9 protein-coding genes are annotated in these 7,952 nt (G+C 71.0%); 6 read left to right on the top strand and 3 right to left on the bottom strand.

Translation table 11 applies throughout. From position 1 onward, the window contains the following. Nucleotides 1-338: 338 nt before the first annotated feature. Complete coding sequence (ndgR, locus tag ACFRFC_RS16185; RefSeq protein WP_355744063.1) at nt 339-1,055, bottom strand: IclR family transcriptional regulator NdgR; 717 nt, start codon at nt 1,053-1,055, stop codon at nt 339-341. A gap of 200 nt (nt 1,056-1,255) precedes the next feature. Here ndgR and leuC point away from each other — a divergent pair, with 200 nt between their 5' ends. The 4 genes from leuC (at nt 1,256) to ACFRFC_RS16165 (ending at nt 4,575) form a co-directional block, all read left to right on the top strand. Beyond that, nucleotides 1,256-2,680 (top strand): 3-isopropylmalate dehydratase large subunit, encoded by a 1,425-nt coding sequence (leuC, locus tag ACFRFC_RS16180; protein WP_382685251.1) that lies wholly within the window; start codon nt 1,256-1,258, stop codon nt 2,678-2,680. A gap of 6 nt (nt 2,681-2,686) precedes the next feature. Then, entirely contained in the window at nt 2,687-3,280 is a 594-nt protein-coding gene (leuD, locus tag ACFRFC_RS16175; protein ID WP_382685249.1) for a 3-isopropylmalate dehydratase small subunit, read from the top strand. Nucleotides 3,281-3,557: 277 nt separating this feature from the next. Beyond that, nucleotides 3,558-3,788 carry a hypothetical protein gene (locus tag ACFRFC_RS16170; RefSeq protein WP_382685247.1) on the top strand — a complete coding sequence of 77 codons (231 nt, stop codon included), beginning with the start codon at nt 3,558-3,560 and terminating at the stop codon, nt 3,786-3,788. Between the two features lie 136 nt (nt 3,789-3,924). Next, nucleotides 3,925-4,575: an HU family DNA-binding protein gene (locus ACFRFC_RS16165; RefSeq protein ID WP_382685245.1), complete on the top strand. Its 651-nt coding sequence runs from the start codon at nt 3,925-3,927 to the stop codon at nt 4,573-4,575. 161 nt (nt 4,576-4,736) lie between these two features. Here the strand turns inward: ACFRFC_RS16165 and ACFRFC_RS16160 are convergent, their stop codons facing one another. Continuing rightward, a complete protein-coding gene (locus ACFRFC_RS16160) occupies nt 4,737-4,940 on the bottom strand; it encodes a hypothetical protein (protein ID WP_382685243.1) in 204 nt (67 codons plus the stop codon). A 9-nt stretch (nt 4,941-4,949) separates the two neighbouring features. Beyond that, complete coding sequence (cofC, locus tag ACFRFC_RS16155; RefSeq protein ID WP_382685241.1) at nt 4,950-5,588, bottom strand: 2-phospho-L-lactate guanylyltransferase; 639 nt, start codon at nt 5,586-5,588, stop codon at nt 4,950-4,952. Nucleotides 5,589-5,777: 189 nt separating this feature from the next. Between cofC and ACFRFC_RS16150 the strand changes: the two genes are divergently transcribed. Together ACFRFC_RS16150 and ACFRFC_RS16145 are read left to right on the top strand one after the other, a co-directional pair. Beyond that, a complete protein-coding gene (locus ACFRFC_RS16150) occupies nt 5,778-6,608 on the top strand; it encodes a lysophospholipid acyltransferase family protein (RefSeq protein WP_382685238.1) in 831 nt (276 codons plus the stop codon). Then, on the top strand, nt 6,605-7,615 hold the full coding sequence (locus ACFRFC_RS16145) for an NAD(P)H-dependent glycerol-3-phosphate dehydrogenase (RefSeq protein WP_382685235.1): 1,011 nt from the start codon (nt 6,605-6,607) through the stop codon (nt 7,613-7,615). Before ACFRFC_RS16150 ends, ACFRFC_RS16145 begins: the two co-directional genes overlap by 4 nt. Nucleotides 7,616-7,952 lie beyond the last annotated feature (337 nt).

Raw genomic sequence — 7,952 nt, 5'->3', positions numbered from 1 at the left:
CTAGCACGCCGCCCTCTCAAGGCGGTAGCGCCGGTTCGAATCCGGTCGGGGGTACGGGACGATGGCTCTTCGCCTTAGCGGGTGCGCTGAGGTGGGGGGCCGTTTTCGTGTGTGCGGGTGGGGTTTGTGGCCGTCGTCGCGCCCTCGCGGTGGGCGGGGGCGGGTGTGGGGGCGGGTGCGGGTCGTGGGGGGTTCTCGCGCAGTTCCCCGCGCCCCTGAGGGGGGCGGGCTCGGCGTGGCTTCACCTGATGACGGCGTTTCCCGCGTCCCAGGGGCGTGATCCCCGCCGTGGGGAGAAAGGGGCCGCGGCGTTGGGGCCCCTTCTCGTCCTCTCGGGGTCAGCCGGTGCGGCGCAGGGCCTCGGAGAGGCGGCCTGCCGCGTCGATCACGGCCTGGGCGTGCATACGGCCCGGGTGGCGGGTGAGGCGCTCGATGGGGCCGGAGACGGAGACGGCGGCCACCACGCGGTTGGACGGGCCGCGTACCGGCGCGGAGACCGAGGCGACGCCGGGCTCGCGCTCGCCGATCGACTGGGCCCAGCCCCGGCGGCGTACGCCCGACAGGGCCGTGGCCGTGAAGCGGGCGCCCTGGAGGCCCCGGTGCAGGCGCTCCGGCTCCTCCCAGGCCATGAGGATCTGGGCCGAGGAGCCCGCCTTCATCGTGAGCGTCGAACCGACCGGGACCGTGTCCCGCAGTCCGGACAGGCGCTCCGCGGCGGCGACGCAGATCCGCATGTCGCCCTGGCGGCGGTAGAGCTGTGCGCTCTCGCCCGTGACGTCCCGCAGATGCGTCAGGACCGGGCCGGCCGTCGCGAGCAGCCGGTCCTCGCCCGCCGCCGCCGCCAGCTCGGCCAGGCGCGGGCCCAGGATGAAACGGCCCTGCATGTCGCGTGCCACCATCCGGTGGTGTTCCAGGGCCACGGCCAGGCGGTGAGCCGTGGGTCGAGCCAGTCCGGTGGCCGTGACCAGACCCGCGAGGGTGGCCGGACCGGACTCCAGAGCACTCAGGACGAGGGCCGCCTTGTCCAGAACGCCGACGCCGCTACTGTTGTCCATGCAACGATATTCGCGTCTCACTCTGTGAAACGCAAGTTCAATTTTTCGTGGAACGCGCCACTCTGGATATCACGAAGGCATAGCGGCCCGCGGACTCAAGGGGCCTGGTGACGGGCGCCCGGACCGAGGGGGAGGGCGCGCCGCCGCCTCCATGATCTCTAGTTGGGTCGGCGCGGAGTGCGTCGATCGGAGGGAAAGCGATGGGTAGGACACTCGCGGAAAAGGTCTGGGACGACCATGTCGTCCGGCGCGCGGAGGGCGAGCCCGACCTTCTCTACATCGATCTGCACCTGCTGCACGAGGTGACCAGCCCGCAGGCGTTCGACGGCCTCCGCAAGAGCGGGCGCCGGGTGCGCCGGCTCGACCTGACCATCGCCACCGAGGATCACAACACCCCCACCCTCGACATCGACAAGCCCATCGCGGACCCGGTCTCCCGCGTCCAGCTGGAGACGCTGCGCAAGAACTGCGCCGACTTCGGGGTGCGGCTGCACCCGCTCGGTGACGTCGAGCAGGGCGTCGTCCATGTGGTCGGCCCGCAGCTCGGACTGACCCAGCCCGGCACCACCGTGGTCTGCGGCGACTCGCACACCTCCACGCACGGCGCCTTCGGCGCGCTGGCGTTCGGCATCGGCACCTCGCAGGTCGAGCATGTGCTGGCCACCCAGACGCTGCCGCTGGCCCGCCCGAAGACCATGGCGATCACGGTCAGGGGCGAGCTGCCCGACGGGGTCACCGCCAAGGACCTGATCCTGGCGATCATCGCGAGGATCGGCACCGGCGGCGGCCAGGGCTACATCCTGGAGTACCGGGGCGAGGCCATCGAGAAGCTCTCGATGGAGGCCCGGATGACCATCTGCAACATGTCCATCGAGGCCGGCGCCCGCGCGGGCATGATCGCCCCGGACGAGACCACCTTCGCCTACCTCAAGGGCCGCGCCCACGCCCCCGAGGGCGCCGACTGGGACGCCGCCGTCGAGTACTGGCAGACGCTGCGCACGGACGACGACGCCGAGTTCGACGCCGAGGTGGTCATCGAGGCCGCCGAGCTGTCGCCGTTCGTCACCTGGGGCACCAACCCCGGGCAGGGCGCCCCGCTTTCGGCCCAGGTCCCCGACCCGGCTTCGTACGAAGACGCCTCGGAGCGGTTCGCCGCCGAAAAGGCCCTGGAATACATGGGGTTGGCGGCCGGACAGCCGCTGCGCTCCATCAACGTGGACACCGTCTTCGTAGGTTCCTGCACCAACGGACGGATCGAGGATCTGCGCGCCGCCGCCGAGATCCTCAAGGACCGCAAAGTCGCCGACGGGGTACGGATGCTGGTCGTGCCGGGCTCCGCGCGGGTCGGGCTCCAGGCCGTCTCCGAGGGGCTGGACACGGTCTTCAAGGAGGCCGGCGCCGAATGGCGGCACGCGGGCTGCTCGATGTGCCTGGGCATGAACCCGGACCAGCTGGCCCCGGGCGAGCGCTCCGCCTCCACGTCCAACCGCAACTTCGAGGGGCGGCAGGGCAAGGGCGGCCGTACGCATCTGGTGTCTCCGCAGGTCGCCGCCGCGACCGCCGTGCTGGGGCACCTGGCCTCCCCGGCCGACCTGACCGACGACCGCACGCCCGCTGGAGTCTGAACCGCCATGGAAGCATTCACCACCCACACCGGCCGGGCCGTCCCGCTGCGCCGCAGCAATGTGGACACCGACCAGATCATCCCTGCTCACTGGCTCAAGAAGGTGACCCGGGACGGGTTCGAGGACGGGCTGTTCGAGGCCTGGCGCAAGGACCCCGCCTTCGTGCTCAACCGGCCCGAGCGGCAGGGGGCGACCGTGCTGGTCGCCGGACCCGACTTCGGCACCGGCTCCTCCCGTGAGCACGCCGTCTGGGCGCTCCAGAACTACGGCTTCAAGGCCGTGATCTCCTCGCGTTTCGCCGATATCTTCCGCGGCAACTCACTCAAGAACGGCCTGCTCACGGTCGTTCTGGAGCAGAAGATCGTGGACGCGCTGTGGGAGCTGGCCGACCGCGACCCGCAGGCCGAGGTGACCGTGGACCTCCAGGCCCGTGAGGTGCGAGCCGAGGGCATCACCGCCTCCTTCGAGCTGGACGAGAACTCCCGCTGGCGGCTGCTCAACGGCCTGGACGACATCTCCATCACCCTCCAGAACGAGGCGGACATCGCCACGTACGAGACGGGGCGGCCCGAGCACAAGCCGCGCACGCTCACCCTGTGAGCCGGGCGGGTCCCCCGGGGCCCGCTCGAAGGTCGAGTTTCGGCCACCCAACCTCCCGGCTGTACCCCCGATCGGCCCGATCGGGGGTACAGCCGTTTCTGTACCCGTACGGCCGCATGGCCCGTCGGAGCCGCTCACAACTGCCCATGTCACAGCGGTGGTTGGCGCGATGGGCGGGTCCGGCGGGCCGGGCCGCGGCGGTCCCTGGAAGGGCCGTTAGAGGGGGCAGTTGCCCCCCGAGCAGGCGACAACTCGCCCCAGATGGCACAATCTGTGCATGGGACACGACGGCCAACTCCAGCTCTACGCGGCGGTCGCGGACCAGCTCAAGGAAGCGCACACAAGAGTGCGCGCACTGCAAGTCCCGGAGGGCGTACGGATGGCGCTGACCCGGAAGCTGCTGGTCATTACGGCCGCGGCCAAGCACGATCTCGCCGATGCGGCAAGGCGTCTGGAGACGTTCACCGCGGACCTCGACGAGGGTCGATTCCCCGACGAGGAACGCTGAACGGGCCAGGGCAGTCGAGTCCGTTGCGGCACAAGGGTGATAAGCCCGTTTCGTGTTTGATTTGCGGTATATATCTGCCTAACGTGCGAAAAAGCTTGAACACATTCGTTCTGGCAATGTCTCCGAAGGGGAAGACGTGAACAAGGCGCAGCTCGTAGAAGCGATTGCCGACAAGATGGGCGGCCGTCAGCAGGCCGCCGATGCCGTCGACGCGGTCCTGGACGCCGTCGTCCGTGCGGTCGTCGCGGGCGACCGGGTCTCGGTCACCGGGTTCGGCTCGTTCGAGAAGGTCGAGCGTCCGGCTCGCTACGCCCGTAACCCCCAGACGGGCGAGCGGGTTCGGGTCAAGAAGACCTCCGTGCCCCGCTTCCGCGCGGGCCAGGGGTTCAAGGACCTGGTCAGCGGCTCGAAGAAGCTCCCGAAGGGCGACATCGCCGTGAAGAAGGCCCCCAAGGGCAGCCTGACCGGTGGCGCCTCCGCCACGGTCAAGAAGGCCGCGGCCAAGAAGACCACCGCGAAGAAGGCGGTCACCAGGGCGGTCGCCAAGAAGACCACCGCGGTGGCGAAGAAGACCACCGCCGCGGCCAGGAAGGCCACCACCGCCGCCAAGAAGACGACCGCCAAGAAGACCACGGCGGCGGCCAAGAAGACGGCGGCGAAGAAGACCACCGCCAAGAAGGCGACGGCGAAGAAGGCCCCGGCGAAGAAGGCGACGGCCAAGAAGGCCCCCGCCAAGAAGTCGACGGCTCGCAAGACCACCGCCAAGAAGGCCACCGCCCGCAAGTAGGCGGACCGCAGGGCACTCACGCGCCGGGCCGGACTCCCTCGGGAGCCCGGCCCGCGGCGTTTTCTCCCCGGGACACTGCTGTGACCTGGGGTTTTGCGTATGCTGGGTGGGCTTGGCGGCCGACGGCCGGCACGACTACGGCGTGGCGGCGGTCGGCGCGGCTACAGCGTCTGGAGCGTCACCAGCGTGATCCGGCGGGCCTCGCCCTCGCCCTCCGTCTCGATCCGCACCCGCTGCCCCGGACGCAGCAGCCGCAGCCCGCCCGCGTCGAAAGCGGCGGTGTCGAAGGGCACCGGCGTGCCGTCGTCCAGCAGCACCTGGCCGCTGCGGGTCCCGGCGTCGTACGTATATGCGGTCGCCTGCATGACCGCAGCCTACTGCCCGGCGATCAGCAGCCGCGCGGTGGCCGTCGCCGTACGGGGGCCGACACCCAGCGCCAGCGCCGCTCGCAGATCGATGCCGGTGTCCACGTCCTGCCGTACGGAATCCACCGTGTCGAGGATGAGTTCCGTGGCGCCCGAGACGAGGTGGCGGGCCCGGGAATCCGTGCCGAATGCCGGGCGCAATTCCATGCCGGGACCGGCCGCGAGGAGTGTGGTGCCGACACCGGCGGCATCCGGCAGGAAAGCGCGCGGGAATTGCGCGGCGGCATCCAGCACCCGGGCCAATTCCGCCGGGCGCAGTGCCGGGAGATCGGCGTTGAGAGCGGCCACCGGGGTATTGGGACGGGCGGTCCTTACCTTTGCCGCCCCGAACTCCAGCGCGGGGTTCAGGCCCCGGCCGGGTTCGTCGGCGAGAACGCCCGCGCCCAGTGCGGACAGCTCACGGGCGGCCAGCGCGTCGTCCGTGACGACCGCCACACCGGCCACCGCGGGGCAGGCCAGGGCCGCCGCCACCGTGTCCTGGGCGAAGGCCAGCGCCAGGCCGGGCCGCAGCGCGTCCGCCGCCGTGTCGGCGAGCCTGCTCTTGGCTCGGGCCAAGGGCTTGAGGGGTACCACCAAGGTCCACAGCACCAGCGTTTCCGTCTCTCTCTTGTCGCGGCCATTGTCACCCGGGCCGGTCCGGGGTTTCCTCGGCTGGAGTGCGCGAGGGTTCTTGCGGGAGCCGTCGCCGGGGACCCGCGGGCGTACGGTGTTCTCGACAGACAGGCGGCCTGGGGCGACACTTGTGCGGCCCCCCAGGCCCAAGAGGAAGGTGTTCGCGTGCCCCGCCGCAGAAAGGGCTTCTGGTACCGCTTGGCCGCGGTGATCTGCAAACCGCCCCTGCTGGTTCTGCTCAAGCGGGACTGGCGCGGAATGGAGCACATTCCGGCCGAGGGCGGATTTATCACCGTGGTGAACCACAATTCCCACGTGGACCCCCTCGCGTACGCGCACTTCCAGTACAACACCGGACGCGTTCCGCGATTCCTGGCGAAGAGCGGTCTTTTCCGGAAGGGGTTCGTGGGCGCCGCCATGCGCGGCACCGGGCAGATCCCCGTCTACCGGGAGAGCACCGACGCGCTCAGCGCCTTCCGCGCCGCCATCGACGCTGTGGAGCGCGGTGAGTGCGTCGCCTTCTACCCGGAGGGCACCATCACCCGGGACCCGGACGGCTGGCCCATGACCGGCAAGACCGGCGCCGCGCGCGTCGCGCTGAAGACCCGGTGCCCGGTCGTCCCCGTCGCCCAGTGGGGCGCCAACGAACTGCTGCCGCCGTATGCCAAGAAGCTGAGTGTGCTGCCGCGCAAGACCCACCATGTGCTGGCCGGACCGCCGGTCGACCTCTCCCGCTTCTACGGCGAGGAGATGACCGCGGAGGTGCTCAGGGAGGCGACCGAGGTCATCATGGCCGCCGTCACCGCCCTGCTGGAGGAGATCCGCGGTGAGCGGGCGCCCGCCATGCCCTACGATCCGCGTCGCGAGCGTATCGAGCAGCGCCGTCGGACCCAGGAACAGACCACGGCACAGGACAGGCCGGACACCAAGGCCCGGGCCAGGGCGCGGACCAGGGCACAGACGCAGGGCAAGCAGGCGGAGGGGCGGAGCAAGTGAGCAAGGCGGTCAAGGCGGCGGTCTTCAGTGCCGGTTCGTGGGGCACGGCGTTCGGCATCGTGCTGGCGGACGCGGGGTGCGACGTCACTCTGTGGGCACGCCGAGCGGAGGTCGCGGACGCCATCAACTCCACGCGGACGAACCCCGACTACTTCCCGGGCGTCGAGCTGCCGCAGAATCTGCGCGCGACCCTCGACCCCGCCGAGGCCGCCGCGGACGCCGACTTCACCGTGCTGTCGGTCCCCTCGCAGACCCTGCGCCACAACCTCGCCGCCTGGACCCCGCTGCTGGCGCCGGGCACGGTCCTCGTCTCCCTGATGAAGGGCGTCGAACTCGGTACGACGATGCGGATGAGCGAGGTCATCGCCGACGTCACGAAGAGCGACCCGGACCGGATCGCCGTCGTCACCGGACCCAACCTCGCCCGGGAGATCGCCGCGCGGATGCCGGCCGCGTCCGTCGTGGCCTGCGCCGACGAGAGCGTCGCCCAGCGGCTCCAGGCCGCCTGCCACACGCCGTACTTCCGCCCGTACACCAACACCGACGTCGTCGGCTGCGAACTGGGCGGCGCCGTGAAGAACGTCATCGGGCTCGCCGTCGGCATCGCGGACGGCATGGGTCTGGGCGACAACGCCAAGGGCTCCCTGATCACCCGCGGGCTCGCCGAGACCACCCGCCTCGGCCTCGCCATGGGCGCCGACCCGCTGACCTTCTCCGGCCTCGCGGGCCTGGGCGACCTGGTCGCCACCTGCTCCTCACCGCTGTCCCGCAACCACACCTTCGGCACCAACCTCGGCAGGGGCATGACCCTGGAGGAGACCATCGCCGTCACCCGGCAGACCGCGGAGGGCGTCAAGTCCTGCGAGTCGGTACGCGATCTGGCCCGCCGCCACGGCGTCGACATGCCCATCACGGAGACGGTCGTCGGCATCGTCCACGAGGGCAAGCCCCCGGTGGTCGCCCTGAAGGAACTGATGTCCCGCAGCGCGAAGCCGGAACGGCGTTGAGGGGGGCGCGGCCCGCTGGGCCGGGGTGGTGTTGAGGGGGCGCGGGCTGCCGGGTCGAGGTGGTGTTGAGCGGGCGCGGGCTGCCGGGTCGATGCGGAGGGCTCTGCGGGAGCGAGCCCGGGATGGTGCGGTGCCTGAGAGTTGCGGCGTTGCGCCGGGCGGGAGGGTCATTGGGGGGCCTGGCGGGGCGCCGGGCCCAGTGGCGCTCAGCGTCCCGGCGTTGCGTCGGTTCGAACCGGTGTCGGAGTCCCGGCGTGACCCGGCCCGGACCGGCTTTCAGTGTCCCGGCGTTGCCCTGGCCCGGTCCGGCGCTCGGAGTCCCGGCGTCGCCCCGGGC

It is taken from the genome of Streptomyces sp. NPDC056734, assembly GCF_042790455.1.
Taxonomy (GTDB): Bacteria; Actinomycetota; Actinomycetes; order Streptomycetales; family Streptomycetaceae; genus Streptomyces.
This window is presented reverse-complemented; position numbering and strand designations above follow the sequence as displayed.